Below are 14431 nucleotides of genomic sequence, written 5' to 3' on the forward strand. Positions count from 1 at the left end.
GTGGTGCTGGATGTCACCTGGGCGGTGAAGTGGCTGACCCTGTCCGCCCAGGCAATGGCTGAACACCGGGTGGAGCTGATCGAGCTGGACCGTGCCATTGGGGATTCGGACCACGGGGAGAACATGGACCGGGGCTTCCAGGCCGTCCTGGCTAAGTTGGCGGAAGCGCCGCCGGAGACGCCCGGGGCTGCCTTCAAACTGACAGCCATGACACTGATGTCCAAGGTCGGCGGAGCCGCCGGCCCGCTCTACGGCACGGCCTTCCTCCGGGCGGCCGCCTCCGTGGGGGACTCCGCTGAGATCGATCCGGCGGCCTGGGCAGGCGCCCTGGCCGCGGCGCGGGACGGCATTGTGGCCCGTGGGAAGGCTGAGTCCGGGGACAAGACAATGGTTGATGCGTGGACTCCGGCGGTGGAAGCAGCGCAGAAGGCTGCGTTGAACGGCGGTTCGGATGTCCTGACGGTTCTGGTCGCGGCGGCCGAGGCCGCCGAAGCCGGAGCTGTCGCCACCGATCCCATGGTGGCGCGCAAAGGCCGCGCGAGTTACCTGGGGGAGCGCAGCGCGGGGCACCGGGACCCCGGAGCCGCCTCCTCGGCGCTGATTCTCCGCGCCGCCGTGGGGGCAGCTGCGTGACGGTCAGCCTCGTGGTGGTGTCCCACAGCGGGAAGATTGCCGACGGCGCTGCCGAACTTGCCGCCCAGATGGCGCCTGACGTGGTGGTCCTGGCTGCCGGCGGCACCACTGACGGCAGGATCGGCACCAGCCTGGAAAAAGTCCTGGCCGCACTGGACAAAGCGGGCAGCGGAGGCACTGTGATCCTTACCGACTTGGGATCGGCGGTGATGACGGCCGAGTCCGCGCTGGAGTTCGCCGAGAACGCCGAAGACATGGTGCTGGCCGATGCACCGCTGGTGGAGGGACTCGTGGCAGCAGCCGTGGCGGCCCAGGGCGGCGCGGACGTGCAGGCGGTCAAGCGGGCCGCTGAAGCTGCGGGCGGCGGGATCCATCAGGAGGACTCGCCCCGCAAGACTATTGAGGAAGGACGCGTCACCGGAGCGGGCCCGGACTTCACCGGGGACTTTGAACTGGTCAACCTGGCGGGGATGCACGCGCGCCCGGCGGCGAAGATCGCCGGGGGCCTCTCCGCGCTGGACGCCGAGGTAACGGTGAACGGGGTGGACGGCGCGTCAATGACGGGGCTGATGACGCTTGCCGCGGGGAAGGGTTCCGTGCTGCATGTGGAAGCCTGGGGCGCCGACGCGGAACGCGCCGTGAACTACGTTGGCGGGCTGGTGCAGGCTGGGTTCGGGGAACCTTGAGGCTGCCTGGGAGCTGTTTGTTCGGCCGGTCTAAATCAGCGCCAGTTCGCATCAAGCGGCCCGTCCACATCCAGTGCTGGTCCAAATAAACGTCCGGCGGTGTGTTCCAGGCAGCCATGGCCGCTCCTGCGAATATGCTCGATGCCATGGAATTGCCCCAGCCCGAAGACAGCCCCGCGGAGATCGAAGTACTGGACGGGCAGACGTCCGTCGAGGAGCTGCTGGCGGACCTGGGGTTTGAGTGGCGGCACGGCACGCCAGCGCAGGAGCCCGCCCCCGCAACCGCTGACGGCAACCCCTTCGGCCAGCCTGCACTGTTCTGAGCATCCCCATCCCAAGGGCCTGGTTCCCAAGGCAGGCAGCCCGGGAGTCAGCCGCGCTGGTGCAGCCCTTCGGCGTCCAGCACCAGTGACGCGGTAATGAACCGGCCGCACTGCTCCCCGAACGGATAGTCACCCCGCGGGCGGAAATCCAGCATCCGCACCGGCAGGGCAGTCCCGTCCGGGGCCGTCCCGGCAGCGGTCACAGCCATCGGTGATTCGGTCAGGGTTTGCAGGAACAATGTGGCAAGTTTCGTTCCGTCGGGGGAAGCCGTGGCGGAGCAGACGCCGTTGGTGCAGCCCTGGTCGATCGACGCACTTCCCGGCCGGAGCTCCACGTCTTCTTCCGTGCAGGCGCCGTCCTGGCAGGCTTTCAGGTGAAGGGCCGCAACCTGCTGGGCGTAGCTTGCCGGCACCGTTACCGAGACGGCAGTTGCCTGGGCGATGGCAGGGCACGGGGCGGCGCCCGGGCCGCAGGCCGTGGTGAGTCCCGCCGTCGTCATCAATGCCAAAAGCAGCCCCTGCCTGCGCATACCTTCAGCGTATGGCGCTCGGGGCTGCGGTGCCGCGCCTCCCGGGCAACTGGTGCCCGCATTGTTATTGGCCCCGGGGCAGTGACTGCCAAAAGGAGACCAGGGCGCATCGGTTTCAGTCCACGGGAAAAATGCTGATGAACCATAAGGAGGCCGCCGCGAAAACGGCGAAGAACGGTACGAGGCATCCCAGCGCTGTCCGGGGTGAGGAGGAAACCTGGCGCGACTCGTTGGGGTTGGCCGGGTTGTAGGTCACCTCAATGCGCGAGCCGGGCACCGGCTGGCCGGCAAAGGAAATTTCCGATTCGCCGGCGAACAACGTGCCGTGCGGATCCGTGAACTGGTACGTGGGATAGAAGCGCCGGCTGCGGCTGGAACCGCCTCCGCCCTTCGTCCAGCCCGCTACGCTGCCGGTGATGGTTGCCTGTACCTTGGGCCAGGCGGCAACCAGCTGCTCCTCGCGCCTGGTCTTGCGCACGGCATGGACAACGGCAAAGACGGCTGCCGTGACGAACAGCGCCCACACAAAGTACAGAATCAGTTTCACGTTTCCCCCGGTTCCCCTGCTTTGCCTGGCCCAGCCACCGGAACGTGGTGTGCCTAGGCAGGAAGCCGAAAGCCGCCGTCGTGGATCTCCGCCAAGCCGTCGGCGAGCAGCCCTGCCAGCGCCCGCTCCAGCTGCTCCGGGGCGGAATTAAGCCTGTGCAGTGCCGCGAGAGGGACGCCCATCCCCGCCGGCGCGAAACCCAGGTCCGCGGGCTCCCGATAGAACATCTCCGGCGGCACCGGAGCCTCGGCCAGCCGCAGCACAGCCACCACGGCGCCCCGGACCTGGCGGTCCGTCCCGTGCCACGCCTGGCCCTTGGGGACATACGACGGCGGCGGCTCGCCTGCTGCCCGCCAGGCACAAAGGTCGTTGACGGGGCAGGCGGCGCACTTGGGCGCACGTGCCGTGCACACGAGTGCGCCCAGTTCCATGACCGCCGCGTTCCACCGGACTGAAGAATGGTCCGCGGCGGGCAGGAGTGAAGCTGCCAGCCGCATCTCTGCCGCAGTGAGTGCAGGGGCCGGGAGGGCTGTGCCGCTGACCAGCCGGGCGTGAACGCGCCGGATGTTGGTGTCCACCACGGTTTCCCGCCGGCCGTACGCAAAGGCCGCCACAGCGGCAGCGGTGTAGCTGCCGACCCCGGGAAGGGCCAGCAGTTCCGGGTTCGTGTCCGGGACCTTGCCGTTATGGTCCTGGGCTATTGCCACTGCCGCCGCATGCAGCCGGAGCGCGCGGCGCGGATACCCCAGCCGGCCCCAGGAGCGGACGGCCTCCCCGGCAGGTTCGCCGGCAAGTCCTGCCGGGGAGGGCCAGCGCTTCAGCCACTCGTGCCATACCGGCAGCACCCTCACCACAGGAGTCTGCTGCAGCATGATCTCGCTCACCAGGATCCCCCACGGGGAGCAGCCGGGCTCACGCCAGGGCAGGTCCCGGGCGGTTTCGGCGAACCAGGCGTTGATGCGTTCGTGCAGCGTGTTGAGTTCTACGGCACTTCCGGCGGGGCCGGCAGGAAGCGCGGAAAAGGCGGCAGTGGAGGATGCAGTGTCGATGCCAACACTGTAATGGATGCGTCGTGGCTGGCTGAAAACCGGATGTGACCAGATCGTTGGCGGCGCGGCGGCGTGGTGGTTAGCAGATGTGGGGCAGTTCCCTAGCCTAGAAGTATGGGCAGGCAAGGCAATTCATCACCACGCGGCGGGGCACCGGCATCCGGTTCCAGCGCCGTCCGCAAGCCAAGCGCGGCAGTCTACCGCCGCCGTCGGCTGTTTGTAGGCGGGGCGCTCCTGTTGGTCATAGCGCTGGTGGCCGCCTTCGCCGTTGCCGGTGCGTTCAGCGGCAAGTCGGAGCAGGTTTCCTCCGCCGACCCCGCGGCCGGAGCCACGGCGCCCGCCGATCCTGCCCCCGGGGCACCGTCCGCCTCCGCCACCGAACCTGCGGCGACGCCCACGCCGTCGGCCACTCCAACCTGCAACCAGAACCTGGTAACGGTTTCAGCCTCCACGGACAAGGCAGCCTACGGGCCGGAGGAGAACCCGATGCTCACGCTCAAGGTGACCAACGGCGGCACCATGCCGTGCGAGGTCAACATCGGCACGTCCCAGATGGAGTTCCTGGTGACCAGCGGCGCGGACCGGATTTTCTCCTCCCGTGACTGCCAGGCAAAGAGCGAGGACCTGCTGAAGGTGATTGCGCCCGGTGCCAGCGAGACCGCCAATTTCCCCTGGTCCCGCAATCGGAGCGTGGAGGGCTGCCAGCCTGTCGAAGCCAAGCCGGGCGGGGGCGGGGCGTACTACATTTTCACCGCGAAGCTTGGTTCCAAGGCCAGCCCCAAGGCCGTTTTCCAGCTGAATTAGCATCGATTGCTCCATAGATGCCGTTGTCAGCCTCCAAAAGGACGTCTGCGGAGCACTCGATGGAGGCTAGAGGAAGCGGTCCAGCAGGCTTGCTTCCGCCATCCGGCTGAGGCCTTCACGGACAGTGCGGGCGCGCTGGTCACCGATGCCGTCCACGGTCATCAGGTCATCGATGGTGGCGGCCATCAGGAACTGGAGCCCGCCGAAGTGGTCAACTAGGCGGTCCGCGACAGCCCGGGGAACCGCCTTCAGCCCTGACAGCAGGCGGTAGCCGCGCGGCTGCACAACGGCGTCGAGGTTGGCTTCGCCGCCCGCAAACCCCACGATTCCGGAAATCTTTCCGAGGTCGATCAGCTCCGTGGGGCCAAGGTTGACCAAGGCGCTGACGGCCTTCTCGATGTCCTCCGGAGTGGCATCCGGAGAACCATAGTCGCGGATGATGACGTCGCTGCCGGGGCCCCTGCCCACCGTGAGTTCGTCGAGCTGCAGGGAGAGCAGCCGGCCGTCCTCGCCGAGCTCCAGGACGTACTGGGCAATTTCCTCGGAGATGCGCCGGACCATTTCCTGCCGCTGCAGCGTGACAGCCACGTCCCGCACGGTGACCATGGCTTCGATTTCCAGGGCCGAGAGGGAGCTGGTGACCTGGTCCAGGCGCGAGCGGTAGCGCTCCAGGGTGGCCAGGGCCTGGTTGGCGCGTGCCAGCACCTTCTCCGAGCCCTCCAGGACGTGGCGCAGGCCGTTGACGTAGAGGGCGATGATCTGCATGGACTGGCTGACGGAGATGACCGGCACGCCGGTCTGGATGGCAACGCGTTCGGCTGTGCGGTGCCGCGTGCCGGACTCCTGGGTCTCGATGCTGGAGTCCGGGACCAGCTGGACGGCTGCGCGGAGGATGTTGCCGGCGTCCTTGTCGCAGATAATGGCGCCGTCCATCTTGGCGAGTTCGCGGAGCCGCGTGGGGGAGAAGTCAATGCCGATGTCGAAGCCGCCGGAGCAGATGGAGTCGATGGTCCGGTCTGAGCCCAAGACGATCAGTGCACCTGTCCGTCCCCGCAGGATCCGCTCGAGGCCGTCGCGAAGGGGAGTGCCGGGTGCCACCCTGCCAAGAGTTGCCCTGAGTGATTCTTCGGGGCTCCGCGCCATAGGTGTTCCCTTCAAAGGTGCAGGCGGCCGCCCGCAAGAATGCCGGCTTCAGCAGGTTGCCGGCAGGACCAGAAAGTGCTCTGTTTCCCGCAAGCTCAATGATAGGGGTAAGGAACACCATCTTCCGCACGGGTAAGCCCCAAAGTGCCCCGTTAGGGGGTGCGCGCAGGGGCTCAGGAACGCGTCCGACGACGGGTGGCCGGGTGGGCATTTTTGCCGTCCCCATGCTGCGACGCTCTCTCACTTAATGTGGCCTTTTGCCGGACGCTCCCGCACTTCCGGCGCGGCACAGCGGGACGCGGCGGGTGGTGGCAGGGGAGGAAGGTCCCGGCAGGGGGAAGGGCTTCGGTAAGCGTTCGACGGCGGTGGCCGGGTGGGCATAGGGGTGCGCCTGCCCTTGGGCGGCATGGAGTATGGCCGGTTTACTGCCGGTGCTCCTGGATCCAGGGATTGATGGTTTCCGCCAGCCAGCCAGGGGACTGTCCGAGCTGGAAATCGGGGTTGGGAAGCTTTCCGCGGTTCTTCCAAACCCGGATAAGGCTGACGTCCTGGCCGATTGCTTCAGCTATCTCCATGTAGCCAAGGAGCGGGACTGTTGGTTTTTCTTCCTGCATGAGTCAATTCCATCCCGCCCTTGGGTGCCAGGCATAGTCCCTAGGCGATGCCGGTGGACTGTGAATAGGACATGGTGGGGGCGGACTCATCGTCTGCCTCAACCCATGCCCGGAAGTCCGAGTACGACATGAACGAGTAGTAGTCGCAGAACTTCAGCACGAGCTTTTCGCGCTTGCTCACGTTCTTTGTGCTCCTCCTTTCTGCTTTTCCTGTTGTTAAAGTGTAATGCCGCATTACAGTACGGTGCAATAGGGTGTAACACCGGAGTCAGCGCATCCGGTCCCGCAGCATCCGCTCCAGGTCCTTGCTGACCTTCGAAAGAGACGCCGCCCTGAGGGCTTTCTGCTCGGCCGGAGTCTGCGTTCCCCGGCGCGGTTCCACTGCGTTCCCGCGTGAATCGGGGTCCTGCATCCGGGCGGGTGCCAGGCCGGTGGCCAGGGGATCGAAGAACAGGTTGCCGGAAAAGGAAACACCCTGCACTGCCGCTCAGATCCGATCCGTGCGGCGCAGGTGGCATTTGCGCGCCGGGTTGTGATTGGTGTCCATGCGGGTCACGGTAGCGGGGCGTCGTTTCGCGGCTTTGAACGTTCCGTTTCGGTGGCGTTAAGTGGCGCCGGGGCCGGTTTGCCGCCCTGCGATAAACTGGAACTTGGCTGTTTGCCAGCCCGTTCCCCCGGTCCAACGCCTCAACGCCCCACGAGGCACCGCCCGGGCAGTCCCAAACCGCAGCGAAAGTAGCACCGTGTCCCAAGATGTCCTGACCCCCGCCCGGATCTCCGGTATCCACAAAGAGGCGGGCCGGCGCCGGACCTTTGCTGTCATTTCGCACCCCGACGCCGGCAAGTCCACGCTCACCGAAGCGCTCGCCCTGCACGCGAAGGTGATCGGCACCGCCGGCGCCTCCAGCGGCAAGGCCAACCGCAAGGAAACCGTCTCCGACTGGATGCAGATGGAGAAGGACCGCGGCATCTCCATCAGCTCCGCGGCGCTGCAGTTCTCCTACCGGGACACCGTCATCAACCTCCTGGACACCCCCGGCCACGCCGACTTCTCCGAGGACACCTACCGGGTGCTGGCCGCCGTCGACTGCGCCGTGATGCTCGTGGACGCCGCCAAGGGCCTGGAAACCCAGACCATGAAGCTCTTCGAGGTCTGCAAGCAGCGCAACCTGCCCATCATCACCGTCATCAACAAGTGGGACCGCCCGGGCCTGGACGCCCTGGCCCTGATGGACGAAATCACCGAACGCACCGGCCTGCAGCCCATGCCCCTCACATGGGCTGTGGGCATCTCTGGCGACTTCCGCGGCGTCTGGGACCTCCGCAATGACCGCTTCGCCCGGTTCCAGCGCAACAACGCCGGCGCCCAGATTGCCATCACCGAGTACTTCACCCCCGAGGAGGCTGCGGAAAGCCAGGGCAGCAACTGGTCCGACGCCGTGGACGAGGCCGGCCTGGTCATCGAATCCAACCTGGAGTTCGACGTCGAGGCCTTCCACGCAGGCAAGGCCACCCCCATCCTGTTCAGCTCCGCCGCGCTGAACTTCGGCGTCAAGGAACTCCTGGACGCGCTGGTGGACTTCGCCCCGCCGGCAGCTCCGCGCCCGGACATCGAGGGCAACCCCAGGCCGGTCGAATCCCCGTTCTCCGGCTTCGTGTTCAAGGTCCAGGCGGGCATGAACAAGGCCCACCGGGACCACGTAGCCTTCATCCGCGTCTGTTCAGGTGTCTTCGAGCGCGGCATGGTGGTCACGCAGACCCGTACCGGCAAGTCCTTCGCAACCAAGTACGCCCAGCAGGTGTTCGGCCGTGAACGCGAAGTGATCGACGAGGCGTACCCCGGGGACGTTGTCGGCCTGGTCAACGCCTCCTCCCTTCGCGTGGGGGACAGCCTGTTCCTCGAAGGCCCCGTGGAGTATCCCGCCATCCCGCTGTTCGCCCCGGAACACTTCCAGGTGACTCGCTCCAAGGACCCCAGCAAGTTCAAGCAGTTCCGCCGCGGCATCGAGCAGCTCGAACACGAGGGCGTCATCCAGGTGCTCCGCTCGGACGTCCGCGGCGACCAGGCTCCGGTGCTTGCCGCCGTCGGCCCCATGCAGTTCGAAGTGGTGGAGGACCGCATGGCGCACGACTTCAGCGCGCCCATGCGCCTGGAACGCCTGCCTTACTCCCTGGCCAGGATTTCGACGGCGGACGCCATGCCTGCGCTCGCCAACGTACCGGGCGCAGAGGTGCTTTTGCGGTCCGACGGCGAATACCTCGCCTTGTTCAATGACGTCTGGGCGCTCCGGCGCATCGAAAAGAACCACCCGGACCTCACCCTGATGCCCATCGGCACCCACAACCCAGCAAAGTAGCGAACCATGAACGCAGTTCAAGCCGGTGCAACACAGCCCCGCGCGCTGGTCACCGGCGTCGGCACCATCAACCCGGTCGGCTCGTCCGTGCCCGAAACCTGGGCCGGCCTGGTGGCCGGAAAGTCCGGGATCGCGCCGCTTGCGGAGGCGTGGGCTGAGCAGTTGCCGGTGAAGATGGCGGGACAGGTCACGGCTGACCTTTCCGGGCACCTCAGCACCCGCGAAATGAAGCGCATGGACCGCTGCGGCCAGCTGGCGCTCATCGCGGCCCGCGAAGCCTGGAAACAGGCCGGCGCCCCGGACGTCGATCCCGAACGCTTCGCCGTGGTGATCGGCTCCGCATATGGCGGCCTCGGCTCCACCCTGGAACAGGACCGGACCCTGGCAGCATCAGGCCCGCGCAAGGTCTCGCCGCACACCCTTACCCGGCTTATGGTCAACGGCCCGGCGGCCTGGGTATCCATCGACCTAGGGGCCCGTGGCGGCGCCCGGACGCCGGTCAGCGCCTGCGCCTCCGGGGCTGAGGCGATTGTCCAGGCAGCCGAGATGATCCGCTCAGGCGCTGCCGACGTCGTGATTGCCGGCGGCGTTGACGCCTCGGTCAACGACCTTGTGATCACCGGCTTCTCCCAGATCCGCGCCCTGTCCACCCGCAACGACGACCCGCAGCGGGCATCACGGCCGTTCGACGGCGGCCGGGACGGCTTTGTGCTCGCCGAGGGCGCCGGCGTGGTGGTGCTGGAGAGCGAGGAGCACGCGCGGGCACGCGGCGCCGCCGTGCTGGGCGCGGTGGCCGGGGGAGCGGTGACGTCCGACGCGAACGACATCGTGGCAGCCGATCCTGCCATGCAGCGGCGCGTGATGCAGAAGGCGCTCGAATCCGCCGGCATGGCCGCCGGGGACATCGGCTTCGTGCACGCGCATGCCACGTCCACCCCTGTTGGCGACCGGCTCGAGGGCCAGGCCATCAACGCCATCTTCGGCGCCGGTATACCCGTGACTTCAACGAAGGGGCACACCGGCCACCTGCTGGGCGGCGCCGGGGCGCTGGCCGCCGTCGTGGTGGTGGAAGCCCTGCGCACCGGGATGCTTCCCGGGACGCTGAACGTCGAGGAACAGGATCCCGAGGTCGACCTCAACGTCGTCACCGAAGACGTTCACCGGCTCCAGCCGGGAACTCCTCCGGCCGGGCTGGTGAACGCCTTCGGTTTCGGCGGGCACAGCGTTGCCCTGGTGATTACGGGCGCATAGCAGCCCCTGCCCCGGGCAGGGGCGCTGCACCCGCAACGCGTCAGCCCCGGCTCGGGACCGGAGCCTCCACGGGCAGTTCGCGACCCTCTGCTGCCGCACCGTTGTCGGTGCGGCGTTCCTTCACGAAGTACACCAAAACTGCGGCAATCGTCGAGGCGGCGGCCAGCGCAAAGAGGCCGGGGATGACGCTGCCGGTCTGCTCCTTGATGATGCCGAAACCGAACGGTGCCACGAATCCGCCCAGGTTGCCCAGCGAGTTGATGATCGCGATTGCCGGTGCCAGCACCAGCGGGTGCAGGCCTGACTGCGGGATGGTCCAGAACAGCGGGGATGCGCTCTTGAAGCCCATCGCGGCGATGGCCAGGAACACCAGCGCCATGACCGGCGACGCGATGGCTGCCGCAAAGGTTCCGACGGCGGCGACCAGCAGGGCAACCACCAGCAGCGGCTTCTTTGACCTGGCCTTGTCCTGCAGCTTCGCCGCGAAGTACATGGCGAACACGGCACAGACCCACGGGATGGAGGAGAGGAAACCGACGGTGAGGTCCGTGGTGCCTGGGATCTGCTTGATGATGCTGGGGAGCCAGAACGTGTTGGCGTAGATGGACAGCTGCACGGAGAAGTAGATGCCGCACAGCAGCAGGATCTGCGGGTTGAGCAGCATCTTCCAGCGGTTCACCTTGCCGCCCCCTGCCGGGGTGTGCTGCGCGTCCTCAGCAGCGATGGCGCGGGTCAGGGCGTCCTTTTCCGCGGCGGAAAGCCATTTCGCGTCCTTGATCCTGGCATCCAGGACAAAGAACACTGCGAAACCGACCACCACAGACAGGGCGCCCTCAAAGCCGAAGAGCCACTGCCAGCCGCGCAGGCCGAGCGCGCCGTGGAGGCTGAGGAGCATGCCGGCGATGGGGCCGGAAATTGCGGCGGCAATGGAGGAACCGGCAATGAAGATCGCAGTGGCCTTGCCGCGCTGGCCCGCCGGGACCCAGCGGGCGAAGTAGAAAATGACGGCGGGGAAGAAGCCGGCCTCGGCGGCGCCCAGCAGGAAGCGCAGCACGTAGAACATGGTTTCGTTCTGCACGAAAGCCATCAGGAAGGAGACCGTGCCCCAGCTGACCATGATCCTGGTCAGCCATACTTTGGCGCCGTACTTTTCCATCATCACGTTGCTTGGGAGTTCGAAGATGGCGTAGGCGATGAAGAACAGTCCCGCCCCAAAACCGTAGGCAGCGGCACCGATGCCCACATCAGCCTGCAGGTGGTCCTGCGCGTAACCGATGTTGGAGCGGTTGAGCTGGTTGCAGACCAGCATCACCAGCATGATGGGCAGCACGCGCTTGAAGAACTTCTTCGTGGCCGAGGCCACGTCCGAGACAGCATTGTCCACAGACATCATTGAATGTTTCCTTAGGGGATTGGATAACGCAGGCCGGCTGCAGGGCCCGGCACAACACAGCGGGGCCGCTCACGGCGACCCCACCACTTTACTGGACTGCAGCCGGCATAACTTGCCAGGCGGCAGTTGCTAGCGGACCAGGCAGGGCCGCTTGGGGTCGAAGGACCAGCCGTCGATGTAATACTGCATGCCGATGCTGTCGTCACGGGCGTCGAGGCCGTGCTCCAGGTACAGCTGGTGCGCCTTGTCCAGGGCGTCCCGGTCCAGTTCGATGCCCAGGCCGGGCCTGTTGGGGACTTCGATGGCGCCGCCCCTGATCTGCAGCGGTTCCTTGGTCAGACCCTGGCCGTCCTGCCAGATCCAGTGCGTGTCCAGGGCGGTGATTTCGCCCGGGGCGGCTGCCCCGGTGTGGGTGAACATGGCCAGCGAGATGTCGAAATGGTTGTTCGAGTGCGATCCCCACGTAAGGCCGAACTCCCGGCACATCTGCGCGACGCGAACTGAGCCGTGCATGGTCCAGAAATGCGGATCCGCCAGCGGGATGTCCACGGCGTTGCTCCGGATGGCGTGGGACATCTCCCGCCAGTCCGTGGCAATCATGTTGGTGGCCGTCTTCAGGCCGGTGGCGCGGCGGAACTCGGCCATCACTTCGCGGCCCGAGAACCGTCCTTCGGCACCACACGGATCCTCGGCGTAGGCCACCACGCCCTGCATCCGCTTGCCCAGCCGTATTGCTTCGTTTAGGAGCCAGCCGCCGTTGGGATCGAGCGTCACCCTGGCCTCCGGGAAACGCTTGGCGAGGGCAGTGACAACGTCCACTTCGTCGTCACCGGCGAGCACGCCGCCCTTGAGTTTGAAGTCGCTGAAGCCGTAGCGTTCCTGGGCCGCCTCGGCGAGGGCGACGACGGCTTCCGGGGTCATTGCCTCCTGGCGGCGGAGCTTTTCCCACCGGTCGGCAGGTGCGTCTTCTACGAGGTAGGGCAGGTCGGTGCGGGCATGGTCGCCGATGAAGAAAAGGTAGCCGAGCATCGGCACCGAGGTGCGCTGCTGTCCGTCGCCGAGCAGTTCAGCGACAGGGACGCCGAGGAACTGGCCGTGCAGGTCCAGCAGGGCCGACTCGACGGCAGTGACAGCATGGACCGTAGTGCGCAGGTCGAAGGTCTGCAGGCCGCGGCCCCCAGCGTCGCGGTCGGCGAACCCAGCGGCAATCTCACGCAGCAGCGAACGGTACCGGGCCACCGGTTTGCCGTTAATCAGGGCGCCGGCTTCTTCGATGGTGGTGCGGATCTTCTCACCGCCGGGCACCTCGCCAAGGCCGGTGCGGCCGTGGGAATCGGTAATAATCACCACGTTGCGGGTGAAAAACGGGCCGTGGGCGCCGCTGAGGTTCATCAGCATGCTGTCGTAACCGGCAACCGGAACAACTTCGATGCCGGTGATGGTGGGCTGCGTGCTCATGCGCCGACCTCTGCTTTCTGTGCAGCGGGAACCACATCGCCGTTGATCCGGCGGTTGAGGTGCCAGGGGTTGGTGTCCTGGAGCGGCTGGGGGAGGAGCTCCTGGGGGATGTTCTGGTAGGCGACAGGCCGGAGGAACCGGTTGATCGCCAGGGTACCCACCGAGGTGCTGCGGGAATCGGAGGTGGCGGGGAAGGGGCCGCCGTGGACCATGGCGTGGCCTACTTCGACGCCGGTGGGCCAGCCGTTGACGATGATGCGGCCCACTTTCTGCTCCAGGACCGGGATCAGGGGCGCCGCCGTCGGATAATCCTCTTCGGCCAGGTGCAGCGAGGCGGTGAGCTGGCCTTCGATCCGTGCCGCGGCGTCGAGGAGCTCTTCGGTGGTGTTGTAGCGGATCACCAGGGAGGCGGCGCCGAAGATTTCCTCATGCAGGACGTGGTTGGTGACGAAGTCGCGGACCTGGGTGCCGAAGATGGTGGGGGCCGGAGCGTTCCGGGTGGCGCCTTGCAGGCCTTTTCCGATCAGGTCAACGCCTGCTGCGCTGCCCAGTGTTTCAGTTCCGGCGTTCCAGGATCCGGCGATTCCTTCGGTAAGCATGGTCTGCCCGGAGCAGGCGGAAACAGCGCGTGCGACGGCGGCTGCGAGTTTGTCCCCTGCCTCGCCGGCGGGGGCGAAGAGCAGGCCGGGGGAGGTGCAGAGCTGGCCGGAGCTGCCGGTGACAGCGGTGACGTACTGCTGCGCGAGTGCGTCGATGTGTTCGGCGGAGCCGTTCAGGGCGCCTTCGAAGACGAAGACAGGGTTCAGGGAGGACATTTCGGCATAGACCGGAATGGGTTCGCGCCGGGCGGCGGCGGTCTTCATGAGGGCGATGCCGGCAGCCTGGGAACCGGTGAAGCCAACGGCCTTGATGTGCGGGTCCGCCACGAGGGCCTGGCCGATGCTCGCACCGGGGCCGTAGACCAGGGAGAACACGCCTGGGTGCAGGCCGGAGTCCTTCACGGCCTTGACGACCGCGTGCCCCACCAGTTCCCCGGTGCCGGGGTGGGCGTTGTGCGCCTTGAAAATGACCGGGCAGCCTGCGGCGAGGGCCGAGGCGGTGTCCCCGCCCGCCGTCGAGAACGCGAACGGGAAGTTGCTGGCACCGAACACGGCCACGGGACCGAGCGGGATCTGGCGCTGGCGGATGTCCGCGCGGGGCAGGGGAGAACGGTCCGGGATGGCCGGGTCGATGCGGACGCCGCGGAAGTCGCCCTGGCGGACCACATCGGCGAAGAGCCGCAGCTGCCCGGTGGTGCGGGCCCGTTCGCCCTGCAGCCTTGCCGCGGGCAGCCCGGTCTCCTGGCCGGCGCGGATGATGAGTTCCTCGCCGATAGCCTCGATGTTGTCCGCGATGGCTTCCAGGAAAGCGGCGTGGGTTTCCGGATCCAGCGTGCTGAACGACGGGTAGGCTTCAGCCGCCGCGGCCGTGGCGGTCTTCAACTGGTCCTCTGTGATCAGGGAGTAGGCGGGGTCCAGCTGTTCATTGGTGGCCGGGTTGAAGCCGAAGGCCGTTTTGCCTTCGCCGACGACGGTCTGTCCGGCGATCAGGGAGTGTCCGGTGAGGGTCACGATGATTACTCCTAGGAGAGGGGATCAGGGACG

The 14431-nt window shown here is 66.8% G+C and carries 16 protein-coding genes; 6 read left to right on the forward strand and 10 right to left on the reverse strand.

Features of this window, described 5'->3' with window-relative positions:
* The 3 genes from dhaL (at position 1) to KTR40_RS01495 (ending at position 1642) form a co-directional block, all read left to right on the forward strand.
* The gene (gene dhaL, locus KTR40_RS01485) at positions 1-633 is read left to right on the forward strand and encodes a dihydroxyacetone kinase subunit DhaL (protein WP_139027596.1); all 633 of its coding nucleotides are present in this window, start codon (positions 1-3) and stop codon (positions 631-633) included.
* Complete coding sequence (gene dhaM, locus KTR40_RS01490) at positions 630-1319, forward strand: dihydroxyacetone kinase phosphoryl donor subunit DhaM (RefSeq protein ID WP_228405063.1); 690 nt, start codon at positions 630-632, stop codon at positions 1317-1319. The genes dhaL and dhaM overlap by 4 nt, the downstream gene beginning before the upstream one ends.
* A 146-nt stretch (positions 1320-1465) precedes the next feature.
* A complete protein-coding gene (locus KTR40_RS01495; protein ID WP_228405064.1) occupies positions 1466-1642 on the forward strand; it encodes a hypothetical protein in 177 nt (58 codons plus the stop codon).
* 47 nt (positions 1643-1689) lie between these two features.
* Here the strand turns inward: KTR40_RS01495 and KTR40_RS01500 are convergent, their stop codons facing one another.
* The 3 genes from KTR40_RS01500 to KTR40_RS01510 form a co-directional block, all read right to left on the reverse strand.
* Positions 1690-2172, reverse strand: coding sequence for a hypothetical protein (locus KTR40_RS01500; RefSeq protein WP_228405065.1), 483 nt, complete (start codon positions 2170-2172; stop codon positions 1690-1692).
* A gap of 115 nt (positions 2173-2287) precedes the next feature.
* A complete protein-coding gene (locus tag KTR40_RS01505) occupies positions 2288-2719 on the reverse strand; it encodes a DUF3592 domain-containing protein (RefSeq protein WP_228405066.1) in 432 nt (143 codons plus the stop codon).
* Positions 2720-2772: 53 nt separating this feature from the next.
* Complete coding sequence (locus tag KTR40_RS01510; protein ID WP_304940899.1) at positions 2773-3609, reverse strand: A/G-specific adenine glycosylase; 837 nt, start codon at positions 3607-3609, stop codon at positions 2773-2775.
* A 273-nt stretch (positions 3610-3882) separates the two neighbouring features.
* Here KTR40_RS01510 and KTR40_RS01515 point away from each other — a divergent pair, with 273 nt between their 5' ends.
* On the forward strand, positions 3883-4572 hold the full coding sequence (locus tag KTR40_RS01515; RefSeq protein ID WP_139027518.1) for a hypothetical protein: 690 nt from the start codon (positions 3883-3885) through the stop codon (positions 4570-4572).
* A 66-nt stretch (positions 4573-4638) separates the two neighbouring features.
* Here KTR40_RS01515 and disA read toward each other — a convergent pair whose 3' ends face one another.
* From disA to KTR40_RS01535, 4 genes are all read right to left on the reverse strand, one after another.
* Positions 4639-5715, reverse strand: a complete 1077-nt coding sequence (disA, locus tag KTR40_RS01520; protein ID WP_139027519.1) for a DNA integrity scanning diadenylate cyclase DisA — start codon at positions 5713-5715, stop codon at positions 4639-4641.
* A gap of 422 nt (positions 5716-6137) precedes the next feature.
* On the reverse strand, positions 6138-6329 hold the full coding sequence (locus KTR40_RS01525) for a MarR family transcriptional regulator (RefSeq protein WP_139027520.1): 192 nt from the start codon (positions 6327-6329) through the stop codon (positions 6138-6140).
* A gap of 40 nt (positions 6330-6369) precedes the next feature.
* Entirely contained in the window at positions 6370-6510 is a 141-nt protein-coding gene (locus KTR40_RS01530) for a hypothetical protein (protein ID WP_171058879.1), read from the reverse strand.
* Between the two features lie 87 nt (positions 6511-6597).
* Positions 6598-6810: a hypothetical protein gene (locus KTR40_RS01535; protein ID WP_139027521.1), complete on the reverse strand. Its 213-nt coding sequence runs from the start codon at positions 6808-6810 to the stop codon at positions 6598-6600.
* A 262-nt stretch (positions 6811-7072) separates the two neighbouring features.
* Here KTR40_RS01535 and KTR40_RS01540 point away from each other — a divergent pair, with 262 nt between their 5' ends.
* Positions 7073-8686: a peptide chain release factor 3 gene (locus KTR40_RS01540; protein ID WP_228405067.1), complete on the forward strand. Its 1614-nt coding sequence runs from the start codon at positions 7073-7075 to the stop codon at positions 8684-8686.
* A gap of 6 nt (positions 8687-8692) precedes the next feature.
* The gene (locus KTR40_RS01545; RefSeq protein WP_228405068.1) at positions 8693-9937 is read left to right on the forward strand and encodes a beta-ketoacyl synthase; all 1245 of its coding nucleotides are present in this window, start codon (positions 8693-8695) and stop codon (positions 9935-9937) included.
* 40 nt (positions 9938-9977) lie between these two features.
* Here the strand turns inward: KTR40_RS01545 and KTR40_RS01550 are convergent, their stop codons facing one another.
* The 3 genes from KTR40_RS01550 to KTR40_RS01560 all read right to left on the reverse strand — a co-directional run bounded on the left by KTR40_RS01550 (position 9978) and on the right by KTR40_RS01560 (position 14398).
* Entirely contained in the window at positions 9978-11330 is a 1353-nt protein-coding gene (locus KTR40_RS01550; RefSeq protein WP_228405069.1) for an MFS transporter, read from the reverse strand.
* 129 nt (positions 11331-11459) lie between these two features.
* Entirely contained in the window at positions 11460-12788 is a 1329-nt protein-coding gene (locus KTR40_RS01555; protein WP_228405070.1) for an enolase C-terminal domain-like protein, read from the reverse strand.
* Positions 12785-14398 carry an aldehyde dehydrogenase (NADP(+)) gene (locus KTR40_RS01560; RefSeq protein ID WP_228405071.1) on the reverse strand — a complete coding sequence of 538 codons (1614 nt, stop codon included), beginning with the start codon at positions 14396-14398 and terminating at the stop codon, positions 12785-12787. Before KTR40_RS01560 ends, KTR40_RS01555 begins: the two co-directional genes overlap by 4 nt.
* Positions 14399-14431: the final 33 nt, after the last annotated feature.

It is taken from the genome of Pseudarthrobacter sp. L1SW (assembly GCF_020809045.1).
Lineage (GTDB): Bacteria > Actinomycetota > Actinomycetes > Actinomycetales > Micrococcaceae > Arthrobacter.

Coding starts and splice junctions, on each gene's coding strand:
- KTR40_RS01495 (WP_228405064.1), top strand. CDS start 1,466: ATGGAATTGCCCCAGCCCGAAGACAGCCCCGCGGAGATCGAAGTACTG.
- KTR40_RS01515 (WP_139027518.1), top strand. CDS start 3,883: ATGGGCAGGCAAGGCAATTCATCACCACGCGGCGGGGCACCGGCATCC.
- KTR40_RS01525 (WP_139027520.1), bottom strand. CDS start 6,329: ATGCAGGAAGAAAAACCAACAGTCCCGCTCCTTGGCTACATGGAGATA.
- KTR40_RS01550 (WP_228405069.1), bottom strand. CDS start 11,330: ATGATGTCTGTGGACAATGCTGTCTCGGACGTGGCCTCGGCCACGAAG.
- KTR40_RS01500 (WP_228405065.1), bottom strand. CDS start 2,172: ATGCGCAGGCAGGGGCTGCTTTTGGCATTGATGACGACGGCGGGACTC.
- disA (WP_139027519.1), bottom strand. CDS start 5,715: ATGGCGCGGAGCCCCGAAGAATCACTCAGGGCAACTCTTGGCAGGGTG.
- KTR40_RS01545 (WP_228405068.1), top strand. CDS start 8,693: ATGAACGCAGTTCAAGCCGGTGCAACACAGCCCCGCGCGCTGGTCACC.
- KTR40_RS01555 (WP_228405070.1), bottom strand. CDS start 12,788: ATGAGCACGCAGCCCACCATCACCGGCATCGAAGTTGTTCCGGTTGCC.